This is a genomic window from Streptomyces sp. NPDC053493 (assembly GCF_044544825.1).
In the GTDB taxonomy this organism is placed as follows: domain Bacteria; phylum Actinomycetota; class Actinomycetes; order Streptomycetales; family Streptomycetaceae; genus Streptomyces.
Map to the genome: position 1 here is coordinate 31875 of NZ_JBITXS010000009.1, position 16488 is coordinate 48362.

Consider the following 16488-nt stretch of genomic DNA (forward strand, 5'->3'; position numbering starts at 1 on the left):
CTACCCCGGCGGTTGCGCCGCTCCCCGCGCGCGTACCCCAGGAGTTGCGCCGGCCGCCCCGTAGCCCCTAAGGGCAGGGTGATCCCCTAGGGGCTCTCTCCTCGACCAGGCCCGTCCAGCCCGTCCTGACCCGCCCAGGCCCGGGCCGGGTCAGGCCGGTCAGGCCAGCCAGCCCGGCGTGATCATCCCCGACTCGTACGCCAGGATCACCAACTGCGCCCGGTCCCGCACGTCCAGCTTCGTCATGATCCGGCTGACATGGGTCTTCGCCGTGGCGGGCGACAGCACGAGACGCCGGGCGATCTCGTCGTTGGACAGGCCCGCGCCCACCAGGCCCATCACCTCCCGCTCCCGCTCCGTCAGCGCGTTGAGCCGTGGACTCGGATCCGGCTGCCGCACCCGGCCCGCGAACTCGGCGATCAGCCGGCGGGTCACCGCCGGGGCGATCAGCGCGTCGCCGCGCGCCACCACCCGTACTCCGTGCAGCAGCTCCATCGGCTCGGTGTCCTTCACCAGGAAGCCGCTCGCGCCGGCGCGCAGCGCCCCGTACACGTAGTCGTCGACGTCGAAGGTGGTGAGGATGACCACCCGGACGCCCTCGAGCCCCGGGTCCCCGGTGATGCGGCGGGTGGCCTCCAGACCGTCGAGGACCGGCATCCGGACGTCCATCAGGACCACGTCAGGCCGCAGTTCGCGGGCGAGCGCGACCGCGCGCTCCCCGTCCGCCGCCTCGCCGACCACCTCGATGTCGTCCTCGTCGGCCAGGATCGAGCGGAAACCGGCCCGGACCAGGGTCTGGTCGTCGGCGAGCACGACGCGGATCATGCGGTCTCTCCCTTGTCGGCGGGGAAGGTGAACGGGAGCCGGGCGTCGACCCGGAAGCCGCCGGGAATGTTACGGGCCGTCAGCTCGCCGCCGAAGGCGCGGGCCCGCTCGGCCATGCCCCGGATGCCGCTGCCCGGCGCCGGCCGGTCCTCCGGCGCGCCCGCGCCGTCGTCCTCGATCCGCAGGCGCAGCCCGTCCGCGCCCCAGTCGAGCGCCACCAGCGCCGCACGCGCGCCCGCGTGCCGGGTCACGTTCGTCAGCGACTCCTGGACGATCCGGTACGCGGCCAGGTCGACCGGCGGCGGCAGCGCCACGGGCGTGCCCTCGGCCCGGATCCGGACGTCCAGACCGGTGCTCGCGGCCCGTTCCACCAGCTCGGGCAGCAGCGCGAGCCCGGACGCCGGCGCGGTCGGCGCCTCCTCGTCGGCCCGGCGCAGCACCCCGAGGGTCGCCCGCAGCTCGCGCAGCGCCTCCTTGCTGGTGTCCCGTACGGCCTGCAGCGCCTCCCGCGCGGTCGCGAGGCCCTGCTCGGGCGCCGGGTTCTTGCCGAGGCGGTGCAGCGCGGCGCCCGACTGGACGTTGATCAGCGAGACGCTGTGGCCGAGGATGTCGTGCAGCTCCCGGGCGATCCGCAGCCGCTCCTCGGTGGCGCTCTGCCGGGCCCTGGCCTCCTGCTCCCGCTCGGCGGCCAGCGCGCGCTGCTCCACCTCGCGCAGATAGGCGACCCGGTTGCGCTGGGCGCGGCCGACCGCGACCAGGCTGATCAGCCAGCCGGCCAGCATCGCCAGCGAGGTGTCGTCGATCTGCCGGTGCCCCGGCTGCTGGCGGATCTCGCCGAGGCCGACCGCGAGCAGCGTCACGGCCGCGAGCGCGACGGCGGCGGCGAACCGGCCCTCGGCGGCGGTGGTGTAGAGCGCGAGGGCGAAGGCGATGAGCAGCGGGCCGTCCTGCTCGGACAGCGGGTAGTACACGACGCTGGCGAGCAGTGTCACGACGGCGACCGCCACGGGCTGCCGGCGGCGGAAGTACAGGGCCCCGCAGCCGATCAGGATCAGCACCCAGCCGAGCGCGGTGCGGGAGGCCGGCTCGTCGCTGTAGTGGGCGGCGACGAGCGTCCAGACCGCCACGACGAGGAGGACCAGCAGCGTCACGCCGGCGTCGCGCGCGCGGAGGGGGAGGGGCATGCCAGGAAGGATAGGAGGCGGGCCCGGGGCCCAGGGCCGGATCGGAGCGGACGGGGCCTGATCGGTGCTGGTCTGGCCTGATCGGTCCTGGCCCGGCTGGGCGGGGCCTGACGGTCCAGGACTGGCCGGGCTGGACCTGGCCGGGCGGGACCTGGCCGGGCGGCGGCCGGGTGGCGCCTGCCGCGCGCGGCCTGATCGGTCCCGGCCTGGCTCGGCGACGGCGACGGCGAGGGCCTACAGCGGCGGATTGTCCTCGGCCGTGAACGGGCCGCCGTGGCCCGGCACGATCAGATCCGCCGCGGCCAGCACCCGGGCCCGTGAGGCGCGCAGGACCTCGCGGTCCGGCGCCACCGGGTCGTCCGCCGGGCCGTCGGCGTGCCACCACAGGTCGCCGGCGAAGGCCACCACGCCCTCGGCGGTGCCCGCGAGCAGCGTGATGTCCTCGGCGCTGTGGCCGGGCGTGCGGATCAGCCGCAACGAGGGCGTGAGCGCGTAGCCCTCCGCGTCCCGGTTCCGCCACTGGTCGCCCTGGTACTCCACCTTGTGGTCGTGCACCCGGGCACGGCCGAAGAGGCCCGCGTTCATGGTGTTGTCCGGGTGGTGGTGGCTGAGCACCACGTCGGTGATGTCCTCGGGGCCCAGGCCGAGTTCCGCGAGCGGGCCGAGGATGTCGTCGTGGCTCGCCACCATGCCCGGGTCGAAGATCACGTGCCGTCCCGCGTCGGACACGTACGAGACGGTGGCGGCGACTCCGGGGCCGGTGGAGCCCACGTAGCCGGTGGTCAGGACCTCGAATGCGGCGCTGCGGCCGAGCGGTGCGTCTGTCATGGCCTTGATCCTTCCGCGGGCGGCGCGGACGGACGAGTGGCACCACTGCCTACGATCGCAGGATTCGTGCCACCCGTGCGACACTGCGGCCCGTGCCTCCCTTCCGTACCGTCGCCGCGTACGCCCCGCCCGGCGTCGGCATCCTCGCCGTCGGCATCGTCACCGAGGTCTTCGGGCCGCACGGAGCGGCGGTGCCCGGCTTCGACTTCGCGCTGTGCGCCGACCGGCCCGGCGCGGTGCCCACGGACAGCGGCGTACCGCTCTCCGTCGCCCACGGCCTCGACCGGCTCGCCGGCGCCGACCTGGTCCTCGCCCTGCCTGGGGCCGGCTTCCGCTCGCCGCCCGGTCCCGCCGTCCTCGACGCGCTGAGGTCGGCGCACGGGCGCGGCGCCGTGGTCGCGGCCCACTGCGTCGGGACCTTCGCGCTCGCCGCCGCCGGACTGCTCGACGGCCGGCGGGCGACCACCCACTGGCGGTTCGCCGAACTCCTCGCCGGCCGCCACCCGCGGGTCACCGTCGAGCCCGACGCGCTCTACGTCGACGAGGGCGACGTCGTCACGGGCGCGGGAGCCGCCGCCGGCTTCGACCTGTGCCTCCACCTGCTGCGGCGGGAGCACGGCGCCGCGCTGGCCAACGCCGTCGCCCGGGACATGGTGCTGCCCTCCCACCGCGAGGGCGGACAGGCCCAGTACCTGGCCGCGCCCGTGCCCGGCGACGGGCAGGACGAGCGGCTCGCCGAGGTCCTCGCCTGGGCCCGCGCACACCTCCACGAGCCGCTGCCCGTCACGGAACTGGCCCGCCGCGCCATGATGAGCCGGCGCACCTTCGCCCGCCGCTTCACCGCGGCGACCGGCACCACTCCGCACGCCTGGCTGCGCGGACTGCGGCTGAGCAGGGCCGAGGAACTCCTGGAGACCACGGACCTGCCGGTCGAGGAGATCGCCCGCCTGGTCGGTTACGGCAGCGCGGCGGTGCTGCGCGAGCAGTTCGTACGGCGCCGGGGCGTGCCGCCGCGCTCCTACCGGCGCGCCTTCGGCCGCGCGCCGTAGCGTGGTATGCGTCACTCGAGCGTGCGCGCGGCCGGCGGGGCCGTGTCACGGCAAGGAGGTCCGGCATGGCGATCCGGCGGATGGACAACGTCCTCGTGGTGGTCGACGACCTCGACGCCGTCGTCGCGTTCTTCGTCGCACTCGGCATGGAGCTGGAAGGCACGATGCCCGTCGAGGGACGGTGGGTGGAGCGGGTGATCGGGCTCGACGGGGTCCGGCAGGACGTCGCGATGCTGCGGGTCCCGGGCGGTCACGGCCGGATCGAGCTGGCGAGGTTCCGCACGCCGAAGGCGGTCCGCGCCGAGCCCGAGGCCGCGCCGGCGAACACGCTGGGCCTGCGCCGGATCATGTTCGCCGTCGACGACGTGGACGAGACCGTCGCCCGCCTGCGCGGCCACGGAGGCGAGCTGGTCGGCGAGGTGGTGCGGTACGAGGACGTCTACCGGCTCTGCTACGTCCGGGGCCCCGAGGGCATCGTCGTCGGGCTCGCCGAGGAGCTCCGCTGAGCCCGCCGCGCCCCCGGCCCGCCGCGGCGTGGTGCGCTTGACACGAAAATCGAACATCCATTCTCATGGGGTGGCAGGCCTTGGAATCACGGGGTTGTCGCCGAGTTATCCACAGGTCGGGAGGGACGCCGGGGCCCGTTGTCAGTGGCAGGGGTTAGCGTCTTTCACATGAAGCGATCGACTCAAGCAAACCGGGTGGAACCCATGGCAGGAACCGACCGCGAGAAGGCGCTCGACGCCGCGCTCGCACAGATTGAACGGCAATTCGGCAAGGGTGCCGTCATGCGCATGGGCGAGCGCTCGAAGGAGCCGATCGAGGTCATCCCGACCGGGTCGACCGCCCTCGACGTCGCCCTGGGCGTCGGCGGCCTGCCGCGCGGCCGTGTCGTGGAGATCTACGGCCCGGAGTCCTCCGGCAAGACGACCCTGACCCTGCACGCCGTCGCCAACGCGCAGAAGGCCGGCGGCCAGGTCGCCTTCGTGGACGCCGAGCACGCCCTCGACCCGGAGTACGCCCGCAAGCTGGGCGTCGACATCGACAACCTCATCCTGTCCCAGCCGGACAACGGCGAGCAGGCCCTCGAGATCGTCGACATGCTGGTCCGCTCCGGCGCCCTCGACCTGATCGTCATCGACTCCGTCGCCGCGCTCGTCCCGCGCGCGGAGATCGAGGGCGAGATGGGCGACTCCCACGTCGGTCTCCAGGCCCGTCTGATGAGCCAGGCGCTGCGGAAGATCACCAGCGCGCTCAACCAGTCCAAGACCACCGCGATCTTCATCAACCAGCTCCGCGAGAAGATCGGCGTGATGTTCGGCTCGCCCGAGACCACGACCGGTGGCCGCGCCCTGAAGTTCTACGCCTCCGTGCGCATCGACATCCGCCGCATCGAGACCCTGAAGGACGGCACCGAGGCGGTCGGCAACCGCACCCGCTGCAAGGTCGTCAAGAACAAGGTCGCGCCGCCCTTCAAGCAGGCCGAGTTCGACATCCTCTACGGCCAGGGCATCAGCCGCGAGGGCGGCCTGATCGACATGGGCGTGGAGCACGGCTTCGTCCGCAAGGCCGGCGCCTGGTACACGTACGAGGGCGACCAGCTGGGCCAGGGCAAGGAGAACGCCCGCAACTTCCTCAAGGACAACCCCGACCTCGCCAACGAGATCGAGAAGAAGATCAAGGAGAAGCTGGGCGTCGGCGTCCGGCCCGAGGAGCCCTCGGCCGAGCCGGGCACGGACGCGGCGACCAGCACGGACACGGCGGCCACGGACGAGGCCGGCAAGTCCGTCCCGGCCCCGGCCAAGGCCGTCAAGGCGACCAAGGCCACCACGGCCAAGAGCTGACCCGGTGACCGGTCGCACCGAATGGCCGGACGACAGCCCCGACTCGTCGAGGGCCGAGAAGGAGCTGTCGTCCCAGGATCCGGCTGAGCGGGCGCGGGCGATCTGCCTGCGCCTGCTCACCGGAACCCCTCGCACCCGCAAGCAGCTCGCCGACGCCCTGCGCAAGCGGGAGGTCCCCGACGAGATCGCCGACGAGGTGCTGTCCCGGTTCGAGGACGTCGGGCTGATCGACGACGCCGCCTTCGCCGGGGCCTGGGTGGAGTCCCGCCACCACGGCCGGGGCCTGGCCCGCCGCGCGCTCGCCCGGGAGCTGCGGACCAAGGGCGTCGACCCCGGCCTGATCCAGGAGGCCGTCGACCGGCTGGACTCCGACCAGGAGGAGGCGCGCGCCCGCGAGCTCGTCGAGCGCAAGCTGCGCGCCACCCGCGGCCTCGACCGCGACCGGCGGCTGCGCAGACTCGCCGGCATGCTCGCCCGCAAGGGATACCCGGAGGGCATGGCGCTGCGGGTGGTGCGCCAGGCCCTGGAGAACGAGGGCGAGGACACCGAGGGCCTGGAGGAACCCTTCTAGCTCCCCGACCCCTCGGCACCTTCGAACCTCCGGCGACCGACGCCGCCTTCGGCCGTCGGCGCCGGCGCTCCCGGGCCCTCGGCCCTTGGCCCTCCCGGGGCTCAGGCCGTGCGGCCTGCCGCTGGGAGCAGGACCGGGAGGCCCGCTGCCTTCCAGGCCTGGAAGCCGCCGATCACGTCCGTCGCGCGGTGCAGGCCCAGCTGGTGCAGGGAGGCGGCCGCGAGGGAGGAGGCGTAGCCCTCGTTGCAGAGCACCACGACCCGCAGATCGTGGCTGTCGGCCTCGGGAGCGCGGTGGCTGCCCAGCGGGTCGAGCCGCCACTCCAGTTCGTTGCGCTCGACGACCAGCGCGCCCGGGATCAGGCCGTCCCGTTCGCGCAGGGCCGCGTAGCGGGTGTCGACCAGGAGCGCGTCACCCGCCTCGTACGCCTCGTACGCGGTGCGCGCGTCGATCCGGTCGAGACCGGCCCGCACGCGCTCCAACAGCTCGTCGATGCCCACTCGTTCAGTCACTCGTTCTCCCACCCGCTCAGCCACCCGTTCACCCACGCGTCCATCGACCCCGGCGCGCTCGTCGTCGCGTACGTCGCTCACTGCCAGTCCTCCGGGCGCTCGATCTGTTCCAGACGCAGCACCGCACCCGACCGGCTGAAGCGCCGGATCAGCGGGAGCGGCGGATAGTAGGCGTGCACCGAGACCGCGTGCTCGTCGCGGGACTCGTTGAGCACCTCGTGCACGTGGTGGCGGCCGAAGGCCCGGCCGCGGCCGGCCGGCAGCTCGCGGCCGCGGTCGACGCCGTCGGCCAGCTCCAGGGTCTTCCAGCCGCTCGCCGGGAGCCGCACCGCGAGGGAGTTCTCCCGCAGGGTGCCGCGCGCGGTGGCGAAGGCGCCGAGCGACTCGGCGTGGTCGTGCCAGCCGGTGCCGGTGCCGGGCGGCCAGCCGATGAGCCAGGCCTCGCTGCCGCCCGGCCCGTCGAGCCGCACCCAGGTACGGCCCTCGGGATCGAGGGGAAGCGAGGCGACGAGGTCGGTGTCGGCGGCCGTGCGCCGGACGAAGTCCAGCAGATCGGCCTCGGTCGGAGGGCGAGGTGAAGGAGGCGGGGAGACAGCGGTGGCATGCTGCTGGGGCACGGGTGACCGTCCTGAGGTTCGCGAAAGAGCGCACGACGAAACGGCGCGCGCTGGGAAGAGGGAAGGCGAATCAGCAGGACGGGCGACACACGCAGCCCGCGTAGCGGACGAGGTCCATATGGACCCTCCGCCACAGGCGCACATCGGTGTCGGTCACGCTCCGGAGTACACCACGGACACCTGCGGCGGTCAATCGACGGTCACCCGAGGGTCAGTTGACGTCCGCCGTACGGTCGCTGTCCGACGGCGCGTCCTCCGCGGCGACGGCCTCGGCCCCGCCCCGTACCGCGTCCGCCGCCGCGTGCAGCTCCTCCGGCCGCACACCGGCGAAGGCGGCGGCCAGATGGCCGTCCGGGCGGACCAGGAGCACGGCGTGGGCCGGCGCGCCCGGATACGCCTCCGTGACCAGCAGCTCGGCCGGTGCCGGCAGGGCCTCCACGGCCTCGGCGAGCCGGGGCATGACGCCCGCGCTCATCCAGTGCCGCCGGTCCCACACACCGGTGCCCGGGGCGACGAGCAGCACCAGCAGCCGCCCCTGCCCCAGCCGGTCCCGCAGCCGCACGGTCGTCCCGTCGGGAGCCGTCACCCGCACGTCCTCGACCGGCCCGCCGTCCGGCGTGCCCACCGGGATGCGGCCCTCCGACGGCTCCGGCGCCAGCGGCGAGTGCGGATACGCGGGCAGGGCGCCCAGCGGACCGCGCCCGAGGTGCCCGTCGGTGAGCAGGATGTCGTGGCCGCGTCCGCCGCCCGACAGATAGGTGCGCAGCCCTTTGCCGCCGCGCAGCCCGGGCAGCACCTGGTCGGCGGCGCGCAGCAGGCCGGCCACCGCCGCCCGCCGCTCGCTCTGGTAGCTGTCGAGCAGCGCCGGCGAGGCGTCCCTGTGGTGCCAGGCGTACGCCAGCTTCCAGGCCAGGTTGTCGACGTCCCGCAGCCCCTCGTCGAGCCCCTGGGTGCCGACCGCGCCCAGCAGATGCGCCGCGTCGCCGGCGAGGAAGACCCGGTCCACCCGCCAGCGCCGGGCCAGCCGGTGGTGCACGGTGTGGACGCCGGTGTCGATCAGCTCGTACGGCGGGGTCACGCCCTCGCACCAGCCGGCGAGCGTGTCGCGGATGCGGGTCACGAGCGCGTCGGGAGTGACCAGGTCGCCGCGCGGCGGCAGCAGCCAGTCGATCCGCCACACGCCGTCCGGCAGCGGCCGGGCCGCGATCTCGTCGCCGGAGCCGCGCCACGGCGGCTGACGGTGCAGCAGGGCCTCGCCCGCCCACGGGAGTTCGGTGCGCAGCGCGGCGACGGCGTGCCGTTCCACGGCCGTACGCCCCGGGAAGCGGACGCCGAGCAGTTTGCGCACCGTCGAACGGGCGCCGTCGCAGCCGATCAGATGGCTGCCGCGCCACCAGGTGCCGTCGGGGCCGCGGGTGTGCGCGCTGACGCCGTGCGGGTCCTGCTCGACGGTGTCGACGCGGGAGTCGGTGACCAGCGTGATCAGCGGGCGGCGGGCGATGGCGTCGCGCAGGCCGCGGGCCAGGGCGTGCTGGGGGATGTGCAGCGGGGCGGCCGGTCCGGCGTGTCCGTCCTCCGCGTCGGCGTCCCCGCCCGACCCCAGGTCGAGCGGCACGTGCCGGGTCTGCTGTCGGCGGCGCATCGCCCGCCAGCCGACCCAGCGGACTCCTTCGTCACGCAGCGTGGCGCAGCCGAGCCGCTCCACCAGGGCGGCCATGTCGGCGCGCAGCACGACCGTGCGGGCGGGCCTCGGCTCCTCCTTGCCCGGGCTCTCGTCGAGCACGACGCTGGGCACGTCCTGGGCGGCCAGGGCGAGGGAGAGCGCGAGGCCGACCGGCCCCGCGCCCACGATGATCACCGGGTCCACGGCGCGGCTCCTGAGGGCGTGCGAGGCCGTACGGTCATGCGGGAAGCACAGCGGAGTGCGGCGCGCGCCGGGTGCTTGATCACAGAACGTATGCAACCGACTGGGGGTGCATGCGTCAAGTGACGGGGGCAGCGGCGTCGCCACTGCCCCCGGATGATGTCACATACCGTCAGTTCTTCGTGATTCCGTGCCCGTCGGCGGGTCCGCCGTCGGCGGTTCCACCGGCGGTTCCACCGGCGGTGATCGTGGCCTGGGCGGCGTCGGCGCCCAGCACCACCGCCTTGGCGTCGGCGTCGGAGGCCAGGACACCCGTCTTGGCCCGGCGGCCCCGCTTCTCGATCCAGGTGGCGAGCGCGGACAGCGCCAGACACAGCGCGATGTAGATGGCGCCGAAGACGACGATCACGGAGACGTACGGGTACTGGCCGTTGACCAGCGTGTTGGAGGCGATCAGGCGGGCCGAGTAGAGCAGCTCGGGGTAGAGGATGACGAAGCCGAGCGAGGTGTCCTTGAGGGTGACCACCAGCTGGCTGATGATCGTCGGCAGCATGGCCCGGACCGCCTGCGGCAGCAGGACGCTGGTCATCACCTGGGTCTTGCTCATGCCGAGCGCGTACGCCGCCTCGCGCTGACCGCGCGGCACCGCGTTGACGCCGGCCCGCAGCACCTCGGCCTGGACGCAGCCGTTGTAGATCGACAGGCCGATCGCCAGCGCCCACATCGAGTAGTCGGTGAGGAAGGCGACCCACACCGCGTAGATGGTGATCAGCAGCGGCAGCGAGCGGAAGACCTCGATGAAGCCGGTGCACAGCCAGCTGACCGGCTTGTGGTCGGAGAGCCGGCCGACGGCGAGCAGCACACCGAGCACGAGGGAGCCGACGGCGGCGAGGGCGAACGCCTTCAGGGTGGCGAGCAGCGCGTCGGCGATGTTCTGCCGGATGCCCGCGTAGTTGAAGATGTCCCACATCTCGGGGGCGAGGTGCCCCTTGTCGCTCAGCCGCATCACGCTGACCGCGAGGAGGGCGAGGATGGCGAGGATGCCGACGACGGCGTAGATCCGGTTGCGGACCCGTGCCTTGGGGCCGGGGGCGTCGAAGAGAACGCTGGCGCTCATCGGGCGACCTCCAGGTTGCGCTCAAGGAGACGGAAGAGTCCGCTGATGGCGAAGGTGATGACGAGGTAGGCGACGGCGACCCAGAGGAAGACCGGGGCGATGGCGTAGCCCTGCTCGCTCATCAGCGTCTGCCAGCCGAAGAGTTCGGTGACGCTGAAGGCGCCGGCGATGGCCGAGTTCTTCGTCAGCGCGATGAGGATCGAGCTCAGCGGCGGCAGCACGGTCCGGGTGGCCTGCGGCAGCACGATCAGCCGCAGCGTCTGCGAGAAGGTCATGCCGAGCGAGCGGGCCGCCTCGGCCTGGCCGAGCGGCACGGTGCCGATGCCGGAGCGCACGGCCTCGCAGACGAAGGAGGAGGTGTAGAAGCCGAGCGCGAGCGAGCCGAGCACGAAGGGGCTCATGCCCGGGAAGAGGATCTCCGGGACGACGAAGAAGAAGACCAGGAAGAGCAGGGTCAGCGGGGTGTTGCGCAGCAGCGTCACCCACGCGGTGCCGAAGAAGCGCAGCGGCGGGACGGGCGAGACCCGGAAGCCGGCGATGACGATGCCGAGGACCACGGCGATGACCGAACTGACGGCGGTGATCGACACGGTTCCTATGAATCCGTCGCGGAACTCCGGGAAATGGTCGAGCAGTACGTTCATGAGGACTCCGCGTCGGCAGTCAGCGGCAGGCTTGGGGGCAAGCTCGTGGACGAGGTGGGGTGACCGGCCGGCCGCCGACCGTGCCGGGGAGGTGGCAGAGGGTCGGCGGCCGGCCGGTGGCGATCAGTAGCGGACGACCGCCGGCGGCTCGGTGTAGGACGAGCCGGAGAGGCCGAGGGTGGCCTCGTAGATCTTCTTGTAGGTGCCGTCCTTCTCGTACTTCTCGAGGATGTCGTTCACCTTGTCGCGAAGGACCTTGTCCTCCTTGTTCATGCCGACGCCGTAGGGCTCCTTGGTGAACGGCTTGCCGACGACCTTGAGCTTGCCGGCGTTGGCGGCCGCGTAGCCCTTGAGGATCGAGTCGTCGGTGGTGACGGCGTCGACCTGCTTGGTGAGCAGCTGCTGGACGCAGTCGGAGTACTTGCCGAGCTCGACGGTCTCGGCGCCGTACTCCGGCTTCTTGATCTCCTGGAGCGGGGTGGAGCCGGTGATCGAGCAGACCTTCTTGCCCTTGACGCCCTCGGGACCGGTGATGGCGGTCTCGTCCTTGCGGACCAGGAGGTCGGCGCCGGCCTGGTAGTACGGGCCTGCGAAGCCGACCTGCGCCTTGCGCTTGTCGTTGATCGTGTAGGTGCCGACGTAGTAGTCGACCTGGCCCGTGGAGATCGCGGTCTCACGCAGCTTGGAGTCGACCGTCTTCCACTCGATCTGGTCCTCGGAGAAGCCCAGGTCGGCGGCGATCATCTTGGCGATCTCGATGTCGAAGCCGGAGCGCTTCTTGGTGGCCTGGTCCTCGAAGCCGAGGTACGGCTGGTCGGCCTTGGAGCCGATGACCAGCTTGCCGCGCTCCTTGGCCTTCTTGAAGGTCGGCGAGTTCAGATCCACGCCGCTCGCGACGGTGTACGTGGGGAGCTTGGGGGCGCTGGCGTCGCCGGGCTTCGTGGCGGGCTTGTCGCCGGCCGAGCCCTCCTTGCCGCCACAGGCGGTCGCGGTCAGCGCGAGCACGGCAACGGCCACGGCCGCGGTCTTGCGGAGCTTCATCGTGAACATCCCTCAGGTCGTGGGTAGTTGATCGTCAGTGTGCAGCACGTCGCGGGCGGCGGCTAAGGACTTGTCGCCGCGTGGCGTCAGTGGTGCAGGATCTTCGACAGGAAGTCCTTGGCGCGGTCGCTGCGCGGGTTGCTGAAGAACTCGTCCGGGGCGGCCTGCTCCACGATCCGGCCGTCGGCCATGAACACCACCCGGTTGGCGGCCGAACGGGCGAAGCCCATCTCGTGGGTGACGACGACCATCGTCATGCCGTCCCGGGCCAGCTGCTGCATGACCTCGAGGACCTCGTTGATCATCTCCGGGTCGAGTGCCGAGGTCGGCTCGTCGAACAGGATGACCTTGGGGTCCATCGCCAGCGCGCGGGCGATCGCGACGCGCTGCTGCTGGCCGCCGGAGAGCTGCGCCGGGTACTTGTCGGCCTGCGTGCCCACGCCGACCCGGTCGAGCAGGGCGCGGGCCTTGGCCTCCGCCGCCTTCTTCTCCGCCTTCCGGACCTTGATCTGACCCAGCATCACGTTCTCGAGCACCGTCTTGTGCGCGAAGAGGTTGAAGGACTGGAAGACCATGCCGACGTCCGCCCGCAGTCGCGCCAGCTCCTTGCCCTCCTGGGGCAGCGGCTTCCCGTCGATGGTGATGCTGCCGGAGTCGATCGTCTCCAGACGGTTGATGGTGCGGCACAGCGTGGACTTGCCGGAACCGGACGGTCCGATGACCACCACGACCTCGCCGCGACGGATCGTCAGGTCGATGTCCTGCAGCACGTGCAGCGCGCCGAAGTGCTTGTTCACGTCGGACAGCACGACCAGGTCGTCCACGGCCGGCGCGGCGCCCTCCGAACCCTTGGTCACTGACACTCCGCTCATCGGCATCTCGCTCCGTCCTGCTCGGTTGGGGAGGACACTAGAGACCGGGTGTGCGGAGCGTCATCACATCTGAGCGAAGTTTGAGGATAACGATCCGGTCGCAACCGGACACTCTGCGTGAACGGGGCGGCCCTGGCCGTACCGGGTGGATAACAACACTTGACTGTGACCGTGACCATCGGCGTTGATGCCCTGGTAGACAGAAGGTCATCACCGACGGCGCGGACGGCACCCGCGGCGCGGACCGCGCCGAGAGATCACGGAGGAGGGCCATGAGACTGCTGCTCGTCGAGGACGACGACCACGTCGCCGCCGCGCTCTCCGCGATCCTCGCCCGGCACGGCTTCAGCGTCACCCACGCCCGCAACGGCGAGGAGGCGCTCCAGGCCGTGCTGCCCGCCGCGCACGGCGAGCGTCCCTCGTACGGCGTGATCCTGCTCGACCTCGGCCTGCCCGACCAGGACGGCTATCAGGTCTGCGGCCGCATCCGGAAGCTCACCAGCACCCCCGTGATCATGGTGACGGCACGCGCCGACGTGCGCTCCCGGATCCACGGCCTCAACCTCGGCGCCGACGACTACGTCGTCAAGCCCTACGACACCGGTGAGCTGCTCGCCCGCATCCACGCCGTCAGCCGGCGCAGCGGCGCCGGCGAGGACCCGACCGGTACCGGCGAGGACAGCACCCTGCGCCTCGGCGCCGTCACCATCGAGCTGCCCACCCGACGGGTCAGCGTCGACGGCGACGCCGTCCCCCTCACCCGCAAGGAGTTCGACCTGCTCGCCCTGCTCGCCCAGCGGCCCGGCGTGGTCTTCCGCCGCGAGCAGATCATCAGCGAGGTCTGGCGCACCAACTGGGAGGGCACCGGCCGCACCCTGGAGGTCCACGTCGCCTCCCTGCGCTCGAAGCTGCGCATGCCCGCCCTGATCGAGACCGTGCGGGGCGTCGGCTACCGCCTGGTCGCGCCTCCCGCCTGACCGCGGACCCGACCGCACGTGCGCACCCGGCTCCTTCCGCTCCTGATCGTCCTGATGGCGGGCGTCCTGCTCGCCCTCGGCTTCCCGCTGGCCGCCAGCACCGCCGCCTCCGAGCAGCAGCGCGTGGTCGTCGACCGGCTCGACGACGCGGCCCGCTTCGCCGCGCTCGCCCAGTTCGTCGGCGAGAGCAGGTTCGGCCCCGACGAACGCCGCAGCACCCTCGGCGCCGAACTCGCCAGCTACCACGAGGTGTACGGCATCCGGGCCGGCATCTTCTACCGCGACAACCGGTCCATGGCCGCCGCGCCCGAGGACTGGGTCGTCCCGTACGAGGGCGAGGGCAGGCGCGCCTTCAACGAGGCCCTGCTCGGCCGCCGCAGCCATGACCCGCCGCAGGTCTGGCCCTGGCAGGGCCACGCCCGGCTCACCATCGCCTCCCCGGTCGTACGCGACGGGGACGTCGTCGCCGTCGTCGTCACCGACTCGCCCACCGGCGAGCTGCGCTCCCGCATCCTGCGCGGCTGGCTGCTGATCTTCGCCGGCGAGGCCGCCGCGATGCTGCTCGCCGTCGGCGCCGCCTTCCGGCTCACCGGCTGGGTGCTCAAGCCCGTCCGGGTCCTCGACACCGTCACCCACGACATCGCCACCGGCCGGATGAACTCCCGGGTCGCCGCCGCCGGCGGACCGCCCGAACTGCGCCGGCTCGCCGACTCCTTCAACGAGATGGCCGACCACGTCGAGGACGTCCTCGAACAGCAGCGGGCCTTCGTCGCCGACGCCTCCCACCAGCTGCGCAACCCGCTCGCCGCGCTCCTGCTGCGGATCGAGCTGCTCGCCCTCGAACTGCCCGAGGGCAACGAGGAGATCGCCTCCGTGCGCACCGAGGGCAAGAGGCTCGCCCAGGTCCTCGACGACCTGCTCGACCTCGCGCTCGCCGAGCACACCGCCGCCGAGCTCAGGCTCACCGACATCGGCGCGCTCACCGCCGAGCGGGTCGCGTCCTGGCGGCCGGTCGCTGACGACAAGGGCGTCGCGATCAGCGCCGACACCGCCGCCGTGACCGCCTGGGCGGACCCGGTGACGCTCTCCAGCGCCCTCGACGCGGTGATCGACAACGCCCTGAAGTTCACTCCGACCGGGGCCGACGTCACCGTCGTCACCCGCCTCGCGGCGGGCGGCGAGACGGTCGAGATCGAGATCGCCGACCACGGCCCCGGCCTCACCGACGAGGAGCTGGAGCGGATCGGCGACCGCTTCTGGCGCTCCGGCCGCCACCAGAACGTCAACGGCTCGGGCCTCGGCCTGTCGATCTCGCGCGTGCTGCTCACGGCGGGCGGCGGCAGCATCGCGTACGCCCACAACCCGCCGCACGGCCTGAAGGTGACCGTGCGCGTCCCGAGGAACGACCCGAGGCCCGCCGAGGAGGGCCCGGCGAGGAGGGACCTCGGAGCGGGCGACGACCGGAAGCGGGGTCAGGGCTTTACGGAGCGGTAGTAGCGCCGGGCGCCCTCGTGCAGCGGGAGCGGGTCGGTGTAGATCGCCGTCCGCAGGTCCACCAGCTGCGCCGGATGGACCTGGCTGCCGATCCGGTCCCGGCTCGCGATCACCGTACGGGTGAGTCCCTCCACCAGGTCCGGGTCCGCCGCGTCCGTGGTGACCAGGATGTTCGCCACGGCCAGGGTGTCCACCGGGTTGCCGCTCTGGGCGAGGCTGTACGCGTCTCCCGGGATCGTCGCCGAACGGTAGTGGCGGGTCGACTCGCCCACGTCGTGCAGGCTCTGCACCAGCGCGTCGTCCAGCGGCACCAGCCGCACCGGCAGCCGCTCGGACAGCGACTGCACGCCCTGCGTGGGCAGACCGCCCGACCAGAAGAAGGCGTCGAGCCGCCGTCGCTCCATGAGGCCCGGCATGGTGTCGATGCCGGCCGAGACCGGGACGACGTCGACGTCCGGTGTCAGCCCGGCCGCCGCGAGCACCCGGTCGGCGATCAGCCGCACGCCCGAGCCCGGCTGGCCGACGCCGACCCGCAGGCCGCGCAGATCGGACACCGTCTCGACCGGGGAGCCCTTGGGGACGACCAGCTGGACGTAGTCGTCGTAGAGGCGGGCGCAGCCGCGCAGCCGCTCGAAGCCGGGCCGGCGGTCCCGCTGGTACTGGGCCACCGCGTCCGCCGTCGCCACCGTGAAATCGGCCTCGCCCGAGGCGAGCCGGGCCAGGTTCTGCTGGGAGCCCTCGCTGTTCCTCAGCGTTATCGACACGTCCGGAAGGTCGCGGGCGAGGGTCTGCTGGAGCAGCTCCCCGTAGCGCTGGTAGACGCCCGTGGGCACGCCGGTGCTGAAGGTGATGTGCCCGCTCGGCGCCTTCGCGCCGAAAGGAACCAGCCACCAGACGAGAAGGCCGGCCAGCACCAGGAGCGCCGCCGACACCTGGAGGAGGCGACGGCGGGCGGTACGGGAGAGCGCGGCGGGCATGGCGCGATCCTGCCAGCTCGCTCCCCGTCCTGGCCAGGGCCGACCCGGCCGGGACCGGGGCCGTCACGCCGA

16 protein-coding genes and 2 pseudogenes are annotated in these 16488 nt (G+C 72.7%); 6 read left to right on the forward strand and 12 right to left on the reverse strand.

Translation table 11 applies throughout. The features are described 5' to 3' along the window. Positions 1 to 159: 159 nt before the first annotated feature. The 3 genes from ACIGO8_RS24245 to ACIGO8_RS24255 all read right to left on the reverse strand — a co-directional run bounded on the left by ACIGO8_RS24245 (position 160) and on the right by ACIGO8_RS24255 (position 2837). Complete coding sequence (locus tag ACIGO8_RS24245) at positions 160 to 825, reverse strand: response regulator (RefSeq protein ID WP_399734358.1); 666 nt, start codon at positions 823 to 825, stop codon at positions 160 to 162. After that, positions 822 to 2009, reverse strand: a complete 1188-nt coding sequence (locus tag ACIGO8_RS24250) for a sensor histidine kinase (protein WP_399734361.1) — start codon at positions 2007 to 2009, stop codon at positions 822 to 824. The genes ACIGO8_RS24245 and ACIGO8_RS24250 overlap by 4 nt, the downstream gene beginning before the upstream one ends. A 234-nt stretch (positions 2010 to 2243) precedes the next feature. Next, the gene (locus ACIGO8_RS24255) at positions 2244 to 2837 is read right to left on the reverse strand and encodes an MBL fold metallo-hydrolase (RefSeq protein ID WP_399734364.1); all 594 of its coding nucleotides are present in this window, start codon (positions 2835 to 2837) and stop codon (positions 2244 to 2246) included. A gap of 92 nt (positions 2838 to 2929) precedes the next feature. Between ACIGO8_RS24255 and ACIGO8_RS24260 the strand changes: the two genes are divergently transcribed. From ACIGO8_RS24260 to recX, 4 genes and pseudogenes are all read left to right on the forward strand, one after another. Continuing rightward, positions 2930 to 3886 carry a GlxA family transcriptional regulator gene (locus tag ACIGO8_RS24260; protein WP_399734367.1) on the forward strand — a complete coding sequence of 319 codons (957 nt, stop codon included), beginning with the start codon at positions 2930 to 2932 and terminating at the stop codon, positions 3884 to 3886. 65 nt (positions 3887 to 3951) lie between these two features. Beyond that, positions 3952 to 4392 (forward strand): VOC family protein, encoded by a 441-nt coding sequence (locus ACIGO8_RS24265; RefSeq protein ID WP_399734370.1) that lies wholly within the window; start codon positions 3952 to 3954, stop codon positions 4390 to 4392. 204 nt (positions 4393 to 4596) lie between these two features. Next, positions 4597 to 5520: pseudogene (recA, locus tag ACIGO8_RS24270) on the forward strand (recombinase RecA); the annotation flags it as partial. A 70-nt stretch (positions 5521 to 5590) separates the two neighbouring features. Beyond that, positions 5591 to 6301: pseudogene (gene recX / locus ACIGO8_RS24275) on the forward strand (recombination regulator RecX); the annotation flags it as partial. 101 nt (positions 6302 to 6402) lie between these two features. Here the strand turns inward: recX and ACIGO8_RS24280 are convergent. From ACIGO8_RS24280 to ACIGO8_RS24315, 8 genes are all read right to left on the reverse strand, one after another. Further along, a complete protein-coding gene (locus tag ACIGO8_RS24280) occupies positions 6403 to 6813 on the reverse strand; it encodes a rhodanese-like domain-containing protein (RefSeq protein ID WP_399734373.1) in 411 nt (136 codons plus the stop codon). Between the two features lie 77 nt (positions 6814 to 6890). After that, positions 6891 to 7430 carry a cysteine dioxygenase gene (locus ACIGO8_RS24285; RefSeq protein ID WP_399734376.1) on the reverse strand — a complete coding sequence of 180 codons (540 nt, stop codon included), beginning with the start codon at positions 7428 to 7430 and terminating at the stop codon, positions 6891 to 6893. 70 nt (positions 7431 to 7500) lie between these two features. Then, on the reverse strand, positions 7501 to 7548 hold the full coding sequence (locus ACIGO8_RS24290; protein WP_309506048.1) for a hypothetical protein: 48 nt from the start codon (positions 7546 to 7548) through the stop codon (positions 7501 to 7503). Positions 7549 to 7641: 93 nt separating this feature from the next. Then, on the reverse strand, positions 7642 to 9297 hold the full coding sequence (locus tag ACIGO8_RS24295) for an FAD-dependent monooxygenase (protein ID WP_399734379.1): 1656 nt from the start codon (positions 9295 to 9297) through the stop codon (positions 7642 to 7644). Positions 9298 to 9466: 169 nt separating this feature from the next. After that, positions 9467 to 10411: an amino acid ABC transporter permease gene (locus tag ACIGO8_RS24300; RefSeq protein ID WP_399734382.1), complete on the reverse strand. Its 945-nt coding sequence runs from the start codon at positions 10409 to 10411 to the stop codon at positions 9467 to 9469. Beyond that, positions 10408 to 11055, reverse strand: a complete 648-nt coding sequence (locus ACIGO8_RS24305) for an amino acid ABC transporter permease (RefSeq protein WP_399734383.1) — start codon at positions 11053 to 11055, stop codon at positions 10408 to 10410. The genes ACIGO8_RS24300 and ACIGO8_RS24305 overlap by 4 nt, the downstream gene beginning before the upstream one ends. Positions 11056 to 11178: 123 nt before the next feature. Further along, a complete protein-coding gene (locus tag ACIGO8_RS24310; RefSeq protein WP_399734386.1) occupies positions 11179 to 12096 on the reverse strand; it encodes a glutamate ABC transporter substrate-binding protein in 918 nt (305 codons plus the stop codon). 86 nt (positions 12097 to 12182) lie between these two features. After that, positions 12183 to 12968, reverse strand: a complete 786-nt coding sequence (locus tag ACIGO8_RS24315; RefSeq protein WP_399734389.1) for an amino acid ABC transporter ATP-binding protein — start codon at positions 12966 to 12968, stop codon at positions 12183 to 12185. Between the two features lie 272 nt (positions 12969 to 13240). Here ACIGO8_RS24315 and ACIGO8_RS24320 point away from each other — a divergent pair, with 272 nt between their 5' ends. Both ACIGO8_RS24320 and ACIGO8_RS24325 read left to right on the forward strand, forming a co-directional pair. Beyond that, the gene (locus tag ACIGO8_RS24320; protein WP_399734392.1) at positions 13241 to 13945 is read left to right on the forward strand and encodes a response regulator transcription factor; all 705 of its coding nucleotides are present in this window, start codon (positions 13241 to 13243) and stop codon (positions 13943 to 13945) included. Positions 13946 to 13963: 18 nt separating this feature from the next. Next, positions 13964 to 15439, forward strand: coding sequence for a sensor histidine kinase (locus ACIGO8_RS24325; RefSeq protein WP_399734395.1), 1476 nt, complete (start codon positions 13964 to 13966; stop codon positions 15437 to 15439). On the opposite strand, the gene ACIGO8_RS24330 is transcribed toward ACIGO8_RS24325, so the two are convergent. Then, on the reverse strand, positions 15418 to 16416 hold the full coding sequence (locus ACIGO8_RS24330; protein WP_399734397.1) for a TAXI family TRAP transporter solute-binding subunit: 999 nt from the start codon (positions 16414 to 16416) through the stop codon (positions 15418 to 15420). The genes ACIGO8_RS24325 and ACIGO8_RS24330 overlap by 22 nt on opposite strands. Between the last annotated feature and the right edge of the window lie 72 nt (positions 16417 to 16488).

What these genes read in the sequence shown, in the direction of transcription:
- ACIGO8_RS24245 (WP_399734358.1), bottom strand. Translation starts at nt 825, where the DNA reads ATGATCCGCGTCGTGCTCGCCGACGACCAGACCCTGGTCCGGGCCGGT.
- ACIGO8_RS24250 (WP_399734361.1), bottom strand. Translation starts at nt 2,009, where the DNA reads ATGCCCCTCCCCCTCCGCGCGCGCGACGCCGGCGTGACGCTGCTGGTC.
- ACIGO8_RS24255 (WP_399734364.1), bottom strand. Translation starts at nt 2,837, where the DNA reads ATGACAGACGCACCGCTCGGCCGCAGCGCCGCATTCGAGGTCCTGACC.
- ACIGO8_RS24265 (WP_399734370.1), top strand. Translation starts at nt 3,952, where the DNA reads ATGGCGATCCGGCGGATGGACAACGTCCTCGTGGTGGTCGACGACCTC.
- ACIGO8_RS24300 (WP_399734382.1), bottom strand. Translation starts at nt 10,411, where the DNA reads ATGAGCGCCAGCGTTCTCTTCGACGCCCCCGGCCCCAAGGCACGGGTC.
- ACIGO8_RS24305 (WP_399734383.1), bottom strand. Translation starts at nt 11,055, where the DNA reads ATGAACGTACTGCTCGACCATTTCCCGGAGTTCCGCGACGGATTCATA.
- ACIGO8_RS24310 (WP_399734386.1), bottom strand. Translation starts at nt 12,096, where the DNA reads ATGAAGCTCCGCAAGACCGCGGCCGTGGCCGTTGCCGTGCTCGCGCTG.
- ACIGO8_RS24315 (WP_399734389.1), bottom strand. Translation starts at nt 12,968, where the DNA reads ATGAGCGGAGTGTCAGTGACCAAGGGTTCGGAGGGCGCCGCGCCGGCC.
- ACIGO8_RS24320 (WP_399734392.1), top strand. Translation starts at nt 13,241, where the DNA reads ATGAGACTGCTGCTCGTCGAGGACGACGACCACGTCGCCGCCGCGCTC.
- ACIGO8_RS24330 (WP_399734397.1), bottom strand. Translation starts at nt 16,416, where the DNA reads ATGCCCGCCGCGCTCTCCCGTACCGCCCGCCGTCGCCTCCTCCAGGTG.